This window comes from Sorangium sp. So ce426 (assembly GCF_051475585.1).
In the GTDB taxonomy this organism is placed as follows: Bacteria; Myxococcota_A; Polyangia; order Polyangiales; family Polyangiaceae; genus Sorangium; species Sorangium cellulosum_B.
The window spans coordinates 8,410,478-8,426,663 of sequence record NZ_CP150341.1 but is presented as its reverse complement, the minus strand read 5'-3'; the positions used below and the strand labels follow the sequence as shown (position 1 = coordinate 8,426,663).

8 protein-coding genes are annotated in these 16,186 nt (G+C 72.6%); 3 read left to right on the top strand and 5 right to left on the bottom strand.

Annotation, left to right across the window (positions count from 1 at the left end; all coding sequences use genetic code 11):
• Positions 1 to 116 precede the first annotated feature (116 nt).
• The 4 genes from WMF44_RS31300 to WMF44_RS31285 form a co-directional block, all read right to left on the bottom strand.
• Positions 117 to 3,758 (bottom strand): FG-GAP-like repeat-containing protein, encoded by a 3,642-nt coding sequence (locus tag WMF44_RS31300; protein ID WP_437293711.1) that lies wholly within the window; start codon positions 3,756 to 3,758, stop codon positions 117 to 119.
• 148 nt (positions 3,759 to 3,906) lie between these two features.
• On the bottom strand, positions 3,907 to 5,433 hold the full coding sequence (locus tag WMF44_RS31295; RefSeq protein ID WP_437293710.1) for a hypothetical protein: 1,527 nt from the start codon (positions 5,431 to 5,433) through the stop codon (positions 3,907 to 3,909).
• An 8-nt stretch (positions 5,434 to 5,441) separates the two neighbouring features.
• A complete protein-coding gene (locus WMF44_RS31290) occupies positions 5,442 to 8,081 on the bottom strand; it encodes a TonB-dependent receptor domain-containing protein (protein ID WP_437293709.1) in 2,640 nt (879 codons plus the stop codon).
• Between the two features lie 238 nt (positions 8,082 to 8,319).
• Positions 8,320 to 10,134 (bottom strand): protein kinase domain-containing protein, encoded by a 1,815-nt coding sequence (locus tag WMF44_RS31285; protein ID WP_437293708.1) that lies wholly within the window; start codon positions 10,132 to 10,134, stop codon positions 8,320 to 8,322.
• A gap of 813 nt (positions 10,135 to 10,947) precedes the next feature.
• Here WMF44_RS31285 and WMF44_RS31280 point away from each other — a divergent pair.
• The 3 genes from WMF44_RS31280 to WMF44_RS31270 are packed head-to-tail and all read left to right on the top strand — an operon-like array spanning position 10,948 to position 15,153.
• Complete coding sequence (locus WMF44_RS31280) at positions 10,948 to 12,633, top strand: FHA domain-containing serine/threonine-protein kinase (RefSeq protein WP_012238434.1); 1,686 nt, start codon at positions 10,948 to 10,950, stop codon at positions 12,631 to 12,633.
• 15 nt (positions 12,634 to 12,648) lie between these two features.
• Positions 12,649 to 13,293: a hypothetical protein gene (locus WMF44_RS31275; protein WP_437293707.1), complete on the top strand. Its 645-nt coding sequence runs from the start codon at positions 12,649 to 12,651 to the stop codon at positions 13,291 to 13,293.
• Between the two features lie 12 nt (positions 13,294 to 13,305).
• Complete coding sequence (locus tag WMF44_RS31270) at positions 13,306 to 15,153, top strand: hypothetical protein (RefSeq protein WP_437293706.1); 1,848 nt, start codon at positions 13,306 to 13,308, stop codon at positions 15,151 to 15,153.
• On the opposite strand, the gene WMF44_RS31265 is transcribed toward WMF44_RS31270, so the two are convergent.
• Positions 15,110 to 16,138: an FG-GAP repeat domain-containing protein gene (locus WMF44_RS31265; RefSeq protein WP_437293705.1), complete on the bottom strand. Its 1,029-nt coding sequence runs from the start codon at positions 16,136 to 16,138 to the stop codon at positions 15,110 to 15,112. The genes WMF44_RS31270 and WMF44_RS31265 overlap by 44 nt on opposite strands.
• Positions 16,139 to 16,186 lie beyond the last annotated feature (48 nt).

Genomic DNA, 16,186 nt, shown 5'->3' with positions numbered 1-16,186 from the left:
GACGATCTGCGTTCACCGCCCGCGCACCTCCGCGGTGTCCCCGCCCGGCAGGGGCCCACGCTTTGCCTGCACGTGGACACCACTGGGGGCGGGCTTGGTGACCTGATCCGATCCCGCTACGCCCTCCGCCGCCTCCGCCACAGCGCCACCGCCCCGACCAGCGCCGCGCTCAGCGCCGCGCCCGCGCCCGCGCCTCGAGCGCCGGACGCGCGCCGCGGCTCGGCGCCCGCGGCCTCGCACGCGCAGCCTCCGCCCAGCTGGAGGATGAGCGGGGCCTGCTGCGGGCCTTCGCACAGGTCCACCGTGAGCGGCCGCGGCGCCGTCCGCACGACCCCTTGCCTGAGCGGCGTCTCGAGGTTGCCCGTGTTCTGGTTGTCGTGATGGAGGCTCTCCCAGGCGATGAGCGCGCCCGTCGTCGCCTCGGTGTGCCAGGCGAAGAGCCAGCCGTCGCGGGTGCCCACCGCGATCTCCAGCGTGCCGTCGCCGTCGAGGTCGCCCACGGCGGGCGTCGTGGTGATCGACTGGCCGGTGAACTTCGGGAACCCGCGCGGCTCCCGGCCGCACCCGTCGAAGGCGTGGAGGAAGTAGCCGCTCGATCCGCTCAGCACCTCGGGGTAGCCGTCGCCGTTCAGATCGACGACCGCCTGGCTGCCCGAGATCGCGTAGTCCTCGAGCACGAACGGGGCGCGAGGCAGCATCGCGCCCGACCTGCCGCTCCAGACGGCGAGCAGGTGAGGCCCCGGCTGCGTCGCCCCCTGCGCGCCCGCGAGGGCGAGCGCGGCCGCCTTCGAGGCGCCCGCGGCGATGACGTCGGGGGTGCCGTCCTGATCGATGTCGCCGAGCGCAGGCTGCGACAGCAGCGGGATCATCGTCCGGGCGCCGGCGGCGGGCGACAGGGGGCCGAACGTCGGGTCGAGCCCGGCCGGCGAGCCGCCGCTCGCCCGCGGCAGCGCGCCCGCCGGCGTCGCCAGGAGCTCGCGCTGCTCGCCGGGTGAGGCCGGGAGGACGAGCGGCGGCGCGCCGTTGCCCTGGACGACGCCCGCCAGCGCGCCGTCGAACCGCCCGACGACGCCCGAGGCCGTGATCCCCTCCGCGGCGAGCGGGGCGAACGAGCGCGACGGCACCGTGATGGGCCACCCCGCGAGCACGGGCCCGGAGGGCGCGGTCGTGCCCCGCCCATCGATCACGTACACCGCCCCGGCCTCGCCCTCCTCGCCGAGCCGCTCGCTCGACGCGACCAGCAGATCCGGCAGCGCGTCGCCGTTGAAGTCGGCCACGGCGGGCGTCGCGAGGAGGCGGCTCCGCGCCGGCTCCTCGGCGAGCGGACCCGCGTAGTGCACCTCGACGGGAAAGCCGCGCAGCGCGTTGCCATCCCTGTCGAACGCGTGGACCGTGCCGTCGAACGCCGCCTGGATCACGTCGAGCCGCCCGTCGCCGTCGAGATCGGCGAGGACCGGCGAGGCGAAGGCCCCGCGCGCGATCCGCGCGGCCGCCGACATGCACGGCGCGCTCGCCGGAGCCCCGGGATCGAGGGGGCAAGAGGGGATCTCGGGCAGGCGTATCGGCCACCCCCGTCGGTCGCTGCCGTTCGCGCCGATGACGTAGATCGTGCCCGGCCAGGTGGAGATCGCGATCTCCTGCCTGCCGTCGCCGTCGAGGTCCGCGATGGCGGGCGCGCTCAGGATCGGCTCGCGGCCGAGCTCGCTGTTCACCTTGCTGTACGCCGGGGCGCCGAGGTAATCGGGCGTGGCCGGGGACGCCGGCGGATCGAGCAGGCCGTCGATGGCGTCGGTCATGAACGGGAACCCCGGCAGCGGCTGCGGCCCCTTGGGCGTCACCTTCAGCACGTGCAGCGCGCCGCCGGCCGTCGGGTAGACGAGCTCGCGGACGCCGTCGCCGTCGATGTCGGCCATCTTCGGGCTGCCCTCGCCGCTGTCGCCGATGCGGACGGGGAAGCCCTGGACCAGCGTCGGATCGCTGTCGACGTGGATCGTGCGCCGCGCCTCGCTCTCCACGTCGCCAGTGGCGTAGCGGGCCCTCGCGCGGACGCGCACCGTGATCGCGCGATCGTCCTCGCCGTGCGGGCTGTCGGGGTCGCGGAGGTGGGACGTGTCGATCGTGCGCACGTCGAGCGAGGCGAGCGGGCCCTCGGCGCCCGTGACGACCGTCGGCGCGACGTTCGTCTCCTTGTGGATCACCTTGAACTCCGCCGCGAGCGGCTGCGCGCCTGCCGCCCACTCGACCCAGTAGTCGTAGGCCATCGCCCGCTTCGCCGAGATGGTGCCCTCGATCGGCACCGGGCCCTGGACCTGATCCTTGTAAGCGACCTCGAACCACCGCGGCGACGTGATGTCGACGGCGGGCGGCACGCGCCCCTCGAGGAGCGCCTCCACGGCGCGGTTCGCGTTGACGCGGCCGTGGCCGAACCGCTGATCGAACCCCGCCTGCGAGAAGCGGTACAGCGACCCGGGCTCCAGCGACTCCGGCACGGCGATGTCGTCGGCGGTCGCGACGAGCAGGCCCTGCACCTCCCCCGGGGACAGGGACACGCCGCGGTCGAGGGCGACGGCGTAGAGCAGCCCCGCGACGCCGGCGAGCTCGGCGGTCGCGTCGCTCGCGCAGCCGGGGCTCGACACGGCGAGCACGTTGTTGCCGCCGAAGCTCGAGCACGGCGACGCGTCGATGAACGTGGTCGACGTCGCGACGCTCTGGCCGTCGTGGCGGACGGCGCTCACGGGCAGCGCGTGGTTGCTCGTCGCCGGCACGCTGTGGTGGCGCGAGCCCTCGTTGCCCATCGACGCGACGACGAGCGTGCCCTGGGCGTGGGCGTAGTCGAGCGCCGCCTGGACGAAGCCGGTGTTGTCGACCGCGGTCACCGGGCACTGCACGACGTTGGCCCGGCTGTCGGCAGCGTAGAGCAGCGCCTTCGCGAGATCCTGCGCGTCGGCGACGTGGCTCTCGCCGACCCGCAGCGGGATGAGCCTGCACTGCGGGCACACGCCCGCCCCGCCCAGCTGGTTGTTCGTCTGCGCGGCCGACGTCTTCGCGCCCTCGGTGCCGTGGCCGTTGCGGGCGTCGTCGAACGGATCGTTGTCGTTCTTGAAGAAGTCCCAGCCCGCGATGTCGTCGACGTAGCCGTTCTGATCGTCGTCGCTCCCGTCCGAGAAGTTGAGGATGAGGTCGCCGGCGTCGAGCTGGCCGTTCCCGTTCCGATCGCCGTGCGGCCGCCCCTCCGACGCCGCGGGCGTGAGCTCCGGCGTGTCCCTGTAGTCCGCGACGGAGAAGACCCCGTCGCCGTTGCAGTCGAAGCCCGCGAGCGCGCCGTCGCCGCCGCACGCCGCGCCGTCCGCGTGCCGCGGCTTGTGGGCCGCGAGCTCGCCCTGGTTGAGCCACACCTTCTCCAGGAGATCCCCCTCTCCCCAGAAGATCCCGGAGTCGGCGACGGCGATCCTGACGCGCGGGTCCCCCTGGGTGAAGCGCCAGGCGAGATCGATCGCCATGCCGGCGGCGGACTCCTCCGGCCGGACGTACCCGCTCGGGGCCGGGATGAACGAGTAGAAGCCCCACTGCCCGCTCTGCGTGACCGACGTGCCGTAGTCCGGGTCGTTCGGCCAGTGCTCGGGCTCGGCCATGTCCGCTGCGCTGGCCCACTCGGGCGGGGGCCATCCGCCGGACGCGTCGGATGGAACGAGCACGCCCGCCGTGGCGCCGCCGAGCGCCCCCAGAAGAGCAAGCGAGGGAAAGCAAGTGCAGCGCATGCCGAGACCCTACCATCGGTTCGCGCGCGCGAGGCAACCGCCGCCTCCAGCAGGAAACCGGCGCTTTCACCGCGCCCGGGCCCGGATCGCGGCGGCCTCCGCGCCGCGCGCGATCCGACACCGCCGCGGCGCTGCGGCGTTGCGACGTTTACCGCGCGCAGGCCGCCGGCGTCGGGTGCTCGGCGCAGTACGCGCTGTCGTCCGGCGGGCCGATGCGCAGCACGACGCTCTGCGACGCGAGGCGCGGCCGCGCGCCGCAGACGTCGGCGGTCTCGGCCTCCGACGGCGCGCACACGCCGGCCTCGTTGGGCACGGTCCAGGCCTGACCGGTGCCGTAGATGAGGCTGAGCGCGTAGCTCCCCTCGGGCAGGCAGCCGAACGCGACCTCGATGGTGCGGCCGAACTGCCGGCTCAGCGCTGCCTCGACCCGGGCCACGTCCCGCTCCGCGATGATGTCGTTGCCTTCCTTGTCGGTCCTGTGGCTGAGCACGAGCACGCCCCCCCGCTCCGGCTCGGTCGGGTGCATGCACAGCGCGGCGGGCCGGACGCCGATGAGCGCGCTGTCCCGCGGCTCGTTCAGCGGCTCCGGGCCGAGCGTGGCCGTGGTCACGAGATCGTCGTAGATCGTGAGCCCCTGGAGGAGCACCGCGGGCGCGGCCTGGCTGGTCAGCGGCTCCTCGTCGTCCTGCTTCGCGAACACCGAGATCGGGAAGAGCGCCGGGATCAGGGCCGAGTCGGGGACATGATCGTCGCCGTCGATCGCCCCGTCGCCGTTCACGTCCTGCCGCGCGTAGGTGAGGGTCGGCGCGGGCTCGCCGCCCACCGGCAGCGAGAGCGGGGGCTTCGCCGCGCGCGCGACCTCGCTGTCCGGCACCCCCGCGGCGAGCCGCAGGCGCAGCAGCGACGCCTCGGTGCCGGCGGGATCGGCCGGGCTGAACGTCTCCAGCTGGAAGTCGGAGGCCATGACCACCTCGCTCGGGCTCTGCGTGACGCCGGACGCCGGCGCGAGCACCTCGGCGACGTGGAAGAGCGGTCGCTCCAGCGGGAGCGGGAGGCCGAGGGTGACGGCGATGCCGCTGACGCGTGTGCCCGTCTCGGGGATGGGGGCGGCGATCGTGATCGCGCGGTACCGCGGGGCCGCGCCCTGGAGCACCTCGGTCGCGTTCTCGATCGCGCCGCCGGCCACGTCGCCCCGGGTCGGCAGGTTGGTGATACCGAAGGTGGGGTCGAAATTGCCGTCGTGGTCGTAAAATCCGCGGACCTGGTAGGTGCCGGCGGCCAGGGGCGAGAGCCTCCAGGGGACGCTCACGGTGACGGGCGGCTCGTCCGGCTCGGGGCAGTGGAGCGCGCCGTCCTCGGAGCGATCGAGCGCGGCGCCGAGGCCTCCGAAGAGCTCGTCGCCGGGGATCACGTCGATGCTCGCGGCCGAGGTGCCGAGCCCCTCGGGCGGCGGTAGCAGGCGCGTGTCGAAGCCGAGCACGATCGCGGCGCCGACGACGTGGCCGTCCTTCGTGCAGGGCCGGGGTCCGGCGTACGTCACCGTGCCGTCGAGCACCCCGGCGGGGCCGCTCTGGTCCGGGAGCGGGACGAAGACCTCCACGTCGTCGCAGGCCGGGAGGGCCGCGAGGAGCGCGCCGAGCAGGAGGAGACCGGTGCGGGGGCTGGGTCGGAGCATGGCCTTGCCTAGAGCGAGTAGCTGAAGAATCCCATGAAGCGCCGGCCGATGCGGTTGCCGAACGGGTGCATCTGCAGCGCGTTGTCGCCGAGCCCGTCGAGCGCGTTGAACACGGTCGCGGAGATCTCGGCGCGGTCCAGGAAGCGGTAGCCGACGCGCGCGTTGAGCAGCGTGTACGCGGGCAGCGCGTACTGCTTCGTGGCGATGACCGTCCCCGTCGGGACCTGCTCGGCCCACACCTGCGAGGACTGGTAGTGAAACGTGACCTCGCCGTCGACGCCGATCGGCGTGCGGACCTGGACCCCTGCGTTCACCTTGTGCCGGCTGGTGCGCGCGTCCTCGAGCGCGTCGCGCCCGTCCGGGCGCGTGTGCACCGAGCGGTTGAGCGCGTAGTTGGCGAAGATGTCGAGCCCCTCGGTGGGGTAGACGCGGCCGCCGAGCTCGCCGCCGAAGACGTGGTAGACGTCGCTCTGGTTCTCGAAGCCGCCGAAGCCGGAGGTGTACCTCCCCGTCTCCGGGTTCAGCCCCCCGGACCCGTGGGCGCGCTGCGAGAGGGTCGTGCGCTGCGGCTCGGCGAGCACGATGAGATCGCTCACGCGGTTGTAGTACGCGGTGATCTCGAACTCGAAGTAATCGCTCTGCTGGTTCAGGTAGCTCGCCTCGGCGGTGATGATCTGCTCGGGGTCGATGGGGCGCTCGGAGCTGCCCGGCGTCCTCGAGGTCGAGAGGAGCTCGAGGCCGGGCAGCGCGAGCTGGATGGGCAGGTCGACGTAGGCCTCGAGCGACGTGGGCGAGCGGAACGCCGTCGAGCCGGAGAGGCGGATCGCCTGGCGCTCGGTCGGCTTGACGATGACCGAGCCGCGCGGCGACGGGATGAGCCGCTCCAGGTAGGGCACGTAGTCGAGCCTCCCGGAGGCGACCAGCGTGACGCGCTCGCCGAGCTTCATCGAGTCCTGGAGGAACACCGAGCCCTGGTGCTCGAGCGGCATGTCGTCCGCGAGGTAGCTCCACGAGGTCGCCTTGAGCCGGTAGCCGAGGCCGATGTGGAAGTCGTGCACGACGGGGGCGGGCGCGCGGAGCGTCTTCACGAACTCGAGCTCGGCGTTCACGACGTGCTGCTGCGGCCGCCCCGCGAACAGGGTGTGCCCGAGGTAGGCGGCGTTGAGCAGCGAGTACCCGTCGAGGTTCGAGTAGTACGTCCGCGCGTTGACGTTCTCGCTGCGGTACGCGACGGCGACGTCGGCGTTGGCGACCTCCAGGTTGTAGTCGTTGAAGGGGCCGATGCCGTAGATGTCGAGCTCGCTCCGGGCGTAGCCCGCGCCCACCGTGAGCTCGCGCTGCGGCCCGAGCCGCTGCGAGGTCCGGAGGTCGATGCGGACGTTCTGCGCGCCGAGATCCTGGCTCTGGCCGCTCGTCGCGAGGTCGATGCGGTCGTCCGCGACCTCGCGCGACCACCGGGGGTAGCGGGTGTAGCCCGCGGAGAGGCGGTACGCGAAATCGCCCTCGCGCGCGGAGGCCCACACCGAGGCGTAGCCCTGCCGGTGATCGCCGTAGCCCGCGCGGAAGCCGCTCTTCCCGACGCCGGGCTCGAACGTGATGATGTTGACGATGCCGGCGAAGGCGTCGGCGCCGTAGAGCGCGGAGCCCGGGCCGCGCACCACCTCGATGCGCTCGATCTGATCCACGTCGATCGAGAGCGCCTCCCAGAAGGTCGAGCCGAGCACGTCGTTCTTGACCGTGCGCCCGTTCACGAGGACGAGGATCTTGTTGGCGAGGCGGCTGTTGAAGCCGCGCATCGACACGTTCTCGTCGCCGCCCGTGATTTGCATGACGTCCATGCCGGCGACGCGCCGGAGCAGCTCGGGGATGCGCGTGATCCCGGAGAGCCGGATGTCCTGCCGGGTCACGATGGTCGTCGAGTTCGGGGAGTCGAGCGGGCTCTGGGCGCCGCGCGAGGCGGTGACGACCGTCTCCTGGTAGACGTCCTCGGTCCGGGCCGCGCCGACGATCCTCGCGGCGTCGCCGGGGGCCGCCTTCGGGCCCGGCGCTGGCGCCTTCGTCGCGGCCGTCGCGGGCGCGCCCTGCGCGGCGGGCTCCCCGGCGGGGGGCGGCGGGGCGGGCGCCTCGCCTGGGGTGGGCTGCTGCGGCGCCGGCGGCTGCGGCGCGGGCGCCGGCGGCTGCTTCGGCTCGGGGATCGCCGCGGCGCGCCGCGCGGCGAGGCGCTGCTCCAGCTGCTCCACGATCCGCGTCACCTGCTCGCGGTCCGCGGGATCGCTCGCGATGTACTCGCGGTAGGCGGCGAGCGCCTGCTCGATGTGGCCGGCCTCGGCGTGCGCGCGCGCGATGTTGAAGGTGACGTTCGGGTGGGGGAGGATCTCGTTGGCCTTCTGGAGCTGCCGGATGCCCTCGTCGAACTGCTTCTGGGCGATGAGATCCATGCCTGCCCGGAAGTGGCGGCGCGCCTCGGTGCGGGCGTCGGCGAGCGCGCCGCGCGCGGCGGTCATCGCGCCGAAGGCGACGGCGCAGGCGAGGAGCTTCCGCTGGAGCGCCGTCGCGCGGCGCGGCCGCGCCGCGCGGGCGTCGTCGGTCGGGTCGAGCGCCGGGACGTCGTCGCGGCGGCGGTGCGAGCAGGAATCGGAAGACGACATGAGTTCGCCCTGTCCTCAGCGGGGCCGGGGAGCGACGGCGATCCCGGCGAGAGCTCGGGAGCGCTGACGGCGCTGCTCCCCCACATCACACCGAACACTTCATCGACGGGTCCACGCGAGGAGCGTCCGGTGAGCTCCTCGCGCGAACGCGAAGCCGCCGCGGCCATGGTAAGAGGCCGCAGCCGCGAAAGCGCGGCGACTCTACCAGAAGAGCGGCCGGGGCGCGTCCGCGCCCTCGTCAGTAGGGGTTGCTCTTGTACGGCTCGGGCTCCTGGGTGTTCGCCCTGGGCCTGTTCGGGGTCGCCGGCGCCGGGATCGCGTCCGGGTCGAGCTTCGCGCGCACCTTCTCCTCGGCGCCGGAGACGTGCACCGTGGCGGGCTTGTAGCCCGGCTTCTCGAACACGAGCTCGTGCTCCAGCGCGAGCGCGGCTGCGGCCCCTCGCCAGACGATCTCGCACGGCGTCTCGGCGCAGAGCTCCTTGTTGCCTTCCCTGACGGCCGCGCCGGGCGGCGTGCTCTCGATGTGCAGCCCGCGCGCCGCGGGCGCCGGCGCTGTCGCCGCGGGCGGAGGAGGGCTCACCGCGCCCTGCTCGCGCGCCGCCGCGCTCGTGTGGGCGACCGGCGCGCGCGCCAGCAGGGCGGCGGCGACGCCGACCCCGGCCGCGAGGACCGCGGTGAGCGCCCAGGGCATGACCTTTCGACCTGGGCTCGCGCCGGTCTGGATGGCGGAGAGCCCCTCCGCGGGCGGCGCTGGGCGCGACCCCATCGCGTCGGTGATCGACGGGGGGACGAAGACGGGCGCCGCCGGCGGCTTGAGGGCGCTGTCCGTGGCGAGGGGGCCTGTATAGGTGGCGGGTGAGCTCGCGGGGGGCGACGAGTACGGCGTGGAGAGGCCCGGAAAATCGCTCGTCGTCGAGAGCGGAGCGGCCGATGGGCGCGGCGTGGCCGGCGGGCGCGAGGGCGCCGATGGGTACGGCGTGGCCGACGGACGCGAGGGCGCCGATGGGTACGGCGTGGCCGACGGACGCGAAGGCGCCGACGGGTACGGCGTGGCCGACGTGTACGAGGGCAGCGACGCGCGGTAGCCCGTCGCGCCGGACGGCATGGGCGGGTTCTCGCCCGTGTCTCGCGTGGAGATGCCGCCTGCGGTGAACTTGAGCGCGTTGACGAGCTCGTTCATCGAGGAGAAGCGGTGCGCCGGGTCCTTCTCCAGGCAGCGATAGACGATCCCCTCCATCGTCTGCGAGATGGAGAGCTGCGGGTTGTGGGCCTGCATCGGCGGGATCTGGTCGTGGACGTGCGACATGAGCGTCCCGACGCCCGCGCCCTTGTCGAAGGGCACGTGGCCCGACAGCATCTCGTACATCATCACGCCGAGCGCGTAGATATCGGTGCGCGCCGAGACCTCGCTGCCGGTGATCTGCTCGGGCGCCATGTACTTGGGCGAGCCCATGAACAGGCCTTGTTGGGTCAGGTCCTCGCCGCTCTGGGTGTCCTTGACGAGCCCGAAATCGAGCACCTTCACGTGGTCGTGCTCGTCCTCGTGATCGACGAGCAGCACGTTGCCCGGCTTGAGGTCGCGGTGCACGACCCCGAGCCCGTGCGCCTCGCGGAGCGACCGGCAGATCTGGCGCGCGATGTGGGCCGCGCGCGCCTCGGAGAACGGCCCTTCCTCGCGGAGCACGCGGTGCAGGGTCTTCCCCTCGATGTACTCCATCGCGATGTAGTAGATATCGTCGTCGCTCTGGCCGTAGTCGAACACGGTGACCGTGTTCGGGTGCGTGAGCTTCGCCGCGATCGACGCTTCGAGGAAGAAGCGCCTGTGGAACTCGGGATCGTGGTCGCCCTCGTACTTGGGGCTCAGCACCTTGAGCGCGCAGATGCGGCCGAGCGGCGCCTGCTCGGCCCTGTACACCTTCCCCATGCCGCCGCGGGCGATGACGCTGACGATCGTGAAGCGGCCGTTGATGACACGCCCCAGCAGCGGGTCTGTCGCGGCAGCCCTCGAGACCTTCGAGCTGCCGGTTACCTCTCGCTGTCGGCTATCAGGCATGTCGCGCCTCTCCTCGGGCAGCGGGAGGAGGTGAAGATTGGACACACAGCAGCCGCCTCGGGAGCAGTCTGACTGAGGCGACTCTGAGGTGTCAATCTGCAGTGCCACGATACAAGCAGGGAATGCGTGGAGCGTGGTGCGCTGCCGTCCGTGCGGTCGTCGAGGCGTGACGGGCCGCGCGAGGTTGAACGTCGGTGACGACAGCGACCCGACCCTGAGCAGGGAGCCGCGTTCCGTGTGAGGCCGCCGATCCAGGCGCGGTTCGCGTCGTCGGTGAAGAGAGCGCGAGAGCGACGTGCCTGCGATCGAGAGGCCCATGAGCGGAGCCGGGGAGCTGTCGGCGCGCACGCGACCGCCCTCGCGCTCCCGTTCGCGCCCTCGGACGGCGTCCGTCGGACGATGTCCTTCGCGTCCTCTGCACCGTCGGCATCGTCCCGGACGAACATCGGTCCGCTGGGCCGTCCCCACGCCGTCGCGGAGGAGCCACTCTTCTCGCCCGTCCGGTAGGTGGGACGTGGCTTCGACGGCTCGCTGGCCCGGCGCACGTCACGCCCGCGCCGGCGCGAGCGTGACGTGCGCCGGGCTGGCCGAGCCGCGTAAACAAATCAGCCGTCATCGTCAAGAGATCCCGGCGGCCGGGACGTTCGGAGGGGCGATCTCGGCCCAAATCAGCGGGGAAGCGGCCGCCGCAGCGCTGGGTTTGGCCTCTCCCTCCGAACGACCGTTGCGCTCGACGTTCAGATGGACGACGCTGTGCGCCGCAGCCGGTGTCGGGCACGCTCCGGTTCGCGCTCCTTTTATCCACCGCGGGCCGTGACCAAGACACCCCCTCCTCCCATCACTGCCGGAACGGTCATCAATGACCGTTACGACATCCGTCAGAGCCTCGGTAAAGGCGGCATGGGCGAGGTCTTCCTGGCCTTCGATCGCTCGACGCAGCAGACCGTGGCCCTCAAGGTGGTCCGCGAAGAGTCGCGCATGCCAGGCGACGACGAGGCGCTTCGCCAGGAGCTCCTCCTCGCGCGCTCGGTGGGCCACCCGAACGTCTGTCGCGTGCACGACCTCGCGCCGAGCCCGTGGGGCCCCATCCTCGTGATGGAGCAGATCCCCGGGCAGACGCTCCACACGCACATCCGCAAGCGCAAGGCCCAGGGCGGCTACTCGGCGGACGAGTTCCGCAAGATCGCGAGCGAGGTCTGCAACGGGCTCGCGGCCATCCACGCGCAGGGCCTCGTGCACGGCGATCTGAAGCCGGGCAACGTGATGGTCTCCGAGGGCCGCGCGGTGATCCTCGACTTCGGCTTCGCCCAGGAGCGCGCGCGCGCCTCGGCGCGCCGCCCTGGCGCGCCGCCCGACGGCGGCACGCCGAACTACATGTCTCCCGAGCGGCTGCGCAACGGCGGCGCGAGCCCCGAGGACGACGTGTACGCCATGGCCTTGACCCTCTGGGAGATGTGGACCTGCCGCGTCCCGGAGCCCGGCTACAAGCCGCGGGTCAAGACGATGAAGCAGCAGATCATGTTCGACGTGCCGGCGGGCCTGTCGATCGACGAGGTGCGGCAGATCTTCCGCGGCCTCAACGAGGACCCGTCGATGCGGCCGCAGGCGCGGCACATGCGCTTCTTCAACCCGTCGCAGCTGACCACGAGCCCGATCCAGCTGCCGCGCGAGCGCCTCGATCCCGGCCCGCCGCCGGGCGGCGCGCTCAAGCTGAACTTCACCCCCGGGGCGCAGTCGCTGCTCGTGACGTACGCGACGAACGCGCCCGAGATCGTGGGCTCCCTGCTGCCGCTGCACGACACGAAGCTCGCGCTCGGCCGCCGCAGCGATCAGAGCCTGTGCGTGCCCGAGGCGACCGTCTCGGGGGCGCACGCGATCCTGAAGTGGCAGACGGGGTCGTGGTTCATCGAGGACCAGGGCAGCACGAACGGCAGCTACGCGGACTTCAACTACGAGCGCAAGTCGCAGGTCTCGCTGCTGCACGGCGGCGAGGTGCAGGTCGGCGAGTGCCGGATGAAGCTCGTGACGTTCGGCCCGGACTCGCCGCAGCACCGGCGCGCGAAGCAGTACCTCGCGAAGCGCGACGGCCTCACCGGCCTTCTCGTGCGCGAGCACCTGATGAAGGCGATCGACGAGGACGGCCTGTTCGCCGACTGGGCCGAGGTGCCGATGCAGGTCGCGCGGTACGAGCTGCGCGGGCCGAACCGCCAGGTCAGCGAGCGCCCGACCATCCTGGAGATGCTCGCCCTGCGGAAGGCGGCGCAGCGGGTGATCGATCTGACCGAGATGCTCCTGCTCAGCCTCACGCCGGCCGTCGCGGGCCGGACGGGGCCGCTCAAGTTCGTGGTCTCGATCGTGGGTCCGAGCATCGACGAGGCCCGTCACGTGGTCGAGCAGGTGGTCGCGCAGGTCCAGGGGATGCTCCCGGAGACGCTCGAGCTCGGCGCGACGCTGGTGAAGGGCGAGCCTGGGCGCCCTGCGCGGACGCTCATCGATTGAGCCTGAGCGTGTCCGATGAACAGCCGGCCTCCGTTCCCTTCCACCTCCAGTCCGCCCTCTCAGCCCTCGCCGTACCGCTACCTCGGTCGCGGCGGCAGCGAGCGCCCCGTGCGGCTCCAGATCATCATCGCGCTCGTCGCGGGCCTCATCGTGGTGGCGGTGCCGCTCTACCTGTGGCGGCGCCCGAAGCCCGAGTCGATCCCCTCCGCGGACGCCGCGACGGCTGACGCAGGCACCTACGCCTGGGACGCGGGCGCGCTCGCCGACGCGGGCGCCGGGCTGTCCGAGGGCGTCACGCTCTCGCCGTTCACCACGCTCAAGTGCCAGAACCCCGGCCCGGGCACCACCCCGCCCGAGCGCTGCGATCACGTCACCTTCTTCGAGGACGGCCTGTCGCGCGCGATCCGCGACAACGTCCAGTGCGCCCCTTCCGGCAAGGCGAGCATCACGGTGAGCTTCGTCCTCGAGATGGATTTCCGGCGCAAGCGGACGAACCTCTACGTGGGCAAGTCGACGACGGTGAGCCGCGCGAAGACGAAGGAGCTGCTCCGCTGCGTGAAGCGGGCCATGCCGACGCCCGAGTGGGGGACGATCCCGCACCAGTACGTGAAGTACAAGATCAACGTCATGGCGACGTACCCTGCCAACGAGTCCTTCTGAGGCGAGAGGCTCGTGCGTAGCGCATCGATCGTGCTGGTGCGCTGCGTGTTCCCTGCCCTCGGGGCGCTGCTCGCGCTCGAGGCGCAGGCCCAGCAGGGCGGGAAGGCGGCGGCCGCCGGGGAGCAGGGGGGGCCGGCGGCGCCCGCCGCGCCGGCTCGGCGCGAGGGCTATTCGAGCTACGAGAGCGCCACCATCGAGCGTGTCCTGTCGCGCCTCGGCGCGACGCTCGAGCCTGCCCCCGAGGGCAAGATCGTCGAGGGGATCGACGTGGTCCCGCTCGAGGTGATCGAGGACCGCGATCCTGCGCCGGCCTTCCTGAACTGGTTCCACGCGCTCTCGCGGCCGCACGTCATCCGGCGCGAGGTGCTGCTCGCGGTCGGGCGCCCTTACGAGCAGGCGCTCGCCGACGAGTCGGCGCGCATCCTGCGCGACCTGCCCCAGCTGTCGCTCGTCCTCGTCTTCGCCGTGCGGGGCGGCGCTCCGGATCGGGTGCGGGTCGCCGTCGTCACCAAGGACGTCTGGAGCCTGCGCCTCAACTCGGACTACCGCATCGCCGGCGGGCAGCTCGAGTACCTGTTCCTGCAGCCCAGCGAGCAGAACCTGCTCGGCGTCCACCACGCCGTCGCGGCGCAGCTCGGGCTCGATCCCGGAGCGCTCTCGCTCGGCGTCACCTACACGATGCCGCGCATTGGCGGCAGCCACGTGCGGCTGTGGACCGAGGTGAACGCGATCCTCGACCGGGAGACCGGGGAGTTCGAGGGCACGAGCGGCGAGCTCGGCTACGGGCAGCCGCTCTACGCGACGCAGGCGGAGTGGGCCTGGGACCTCGAGATCTCCTGGCGCGACGAGGTGACCCGCCGCTTCGTCGGCACGAAGCTCGCCACCTTCGACGCGGCGGCCACGCCGGGGGACGATCGCGTCCCGTACCGCTACCGGAGCGATCTCCTGGTGGGCAGCTACGCCGTCACGCGCAGCTTCGGCGGCGGCGCGTCGAGGTCCTCGACCGTGAAGCACGACGTCTCGGTGGGCATCGAGGCGAGCCGCAAGGTCTATCGCCTCGACGCGCCCGGGGGCCTCGCCCCTGCCGCGATCGCCGAGTTCGAGGAGCGCGTGATGCCGGTGAGCGACACCCGCGTCGCGCCGACGTTCAAGTACGCGACGTACTCGACCCGCTTCTTGCGCGTCCTCGACTTCAACACGCTCGCGCTGCAGGAGGACTACCGGCTGGGGCACGAGCTCGCGATCCTGATCTATCCGGTCACGACCGCGCTCAACTCCAGCCGGAGCTTCGTCGGGATCTCCGCCGCGGCCGCGTACACCGTCGCGCTCGGCGACGGCCTCGCGCGCGCCGTGGTCGAGACCGTCACCGAGCTCGACGGCTCGCAGATCTTCGACGCCTCCATCGAGGCGCGCGCGCGGGTCCACACGCCGAGCTTCGGCGTCGGGCGGCTCGTGTTCGACGTGCGCCTGTTCGACCGGTACAGGAACTACCTGAACAGGAAGCTGGTCCTCGGCGGCGACACCCGGCTCCGCGGGTACCCGACGGCGGCGTTCATCGGCGAGGACGTGCTCTCCGCGAACCTGGAGCTCCGCACGCGGCCCCTCGAGATCTGGTCGTGCCAGGTCGCGGGCGCGGCCTTCTTCGACGCCGGCGACGCCTTCGACGGCTTCGACGATCTGCGCCTCAAGCAGTCGGCTGGCTTCGGGGTGCGGGCCCTCTTCCCGCAGCTCAACCGCGTCGTCATGCGCGCCGACTGGGGGGTGCCGCTGACGCGCGGCTACAAGGAGCCTGACGCGCTCCCCGGCGACATCCTCGTCACCTTCGAGCAGGCGTTTCCGATGCTCCCTGCGGACGAGTAGGGACGCCTCCGGCGCCGGGCGGCGCCGGAGGACCGCCCGCGGCCGCCGCGACGCGCGCGCGGTGCGCCGAGAACGCGCCCCGGAGCGCTGGCGTCACCGGCTCTCGGTCGAGCGTCGCGAGCGCCTCGGCCGCCGGCCTGCCCGCGAGCACCGCGTGCCAGGCCCGCTCGAGCGCCCCCCGCAGGCGCGCGGCGTCGTCCTTCGGCGGCTCTTGCCGCTTGCCCTGGCCGGCCGTCTCCGAGCCGGGGCCTTCCGCGCGCGTCGCATGGAACGCCCGAGCGACGCTGCCGCGGTGCGTGTAGCGATCTCCCTCGAACCCGGCGACGTCGAGGAGATCGGGCGCGATGGGATCCCCCTCGCCGAGCGGGATCCGGCCGGCGAGCTCCAGGGTGCCATCCTGATCGACGTCGAGCGCGAACCGCGGCGGCGCCGCGAGCTCGACGGCGTACCGGGCCGCGCCGAGCGGCTGCACGGCCCAGATCTCCAGCTCGCCTTCCTCGTTTCTGAGCACGACGTCCGGAGCGCCGTCTCGGTTGAGATCGGTCCCGGAGCGGAACGCCCCGAGCTGCTCCGTCGCCTCCGGCTCGTGGCCGGGGAGGAGCGACGGTATCAGCTGGGTCGCCTGCCTGCGGTCCACGCGCCCGCTGTCGAGCGGCCCCGCGGCGATGACCACGCCGTGCGGCGTCGCCACGCGGACCGCCGAGGTGCGGCGCCCGAGCGCGTCGGTCCCGCTGTAGCCGCGCACCACCACCTCGCCGCCGCGCCGTAGCGCGCCGCGGAGCTCGACCTCGAGCTTCAGCCCGAGCTCGGCGGCCTCCACGTCGATGGCGTGCAGCCGAGCGTCGAGGTCCGGGGGCGCGACGAACGCGCCGAGCGTCGGTCTGCCCGCTGCACCCCAGGGAGAAACCTGATGATCGCTGGCGCATGAGCTGGCGCAACTGACGCAGACGACGCAGACGACGCAGACGAGGCGTAGAACGCTCATCGTCAGCGAGAGCTTTTCTGTTACGGTTCCCGTCCGCATGCGCCTGCT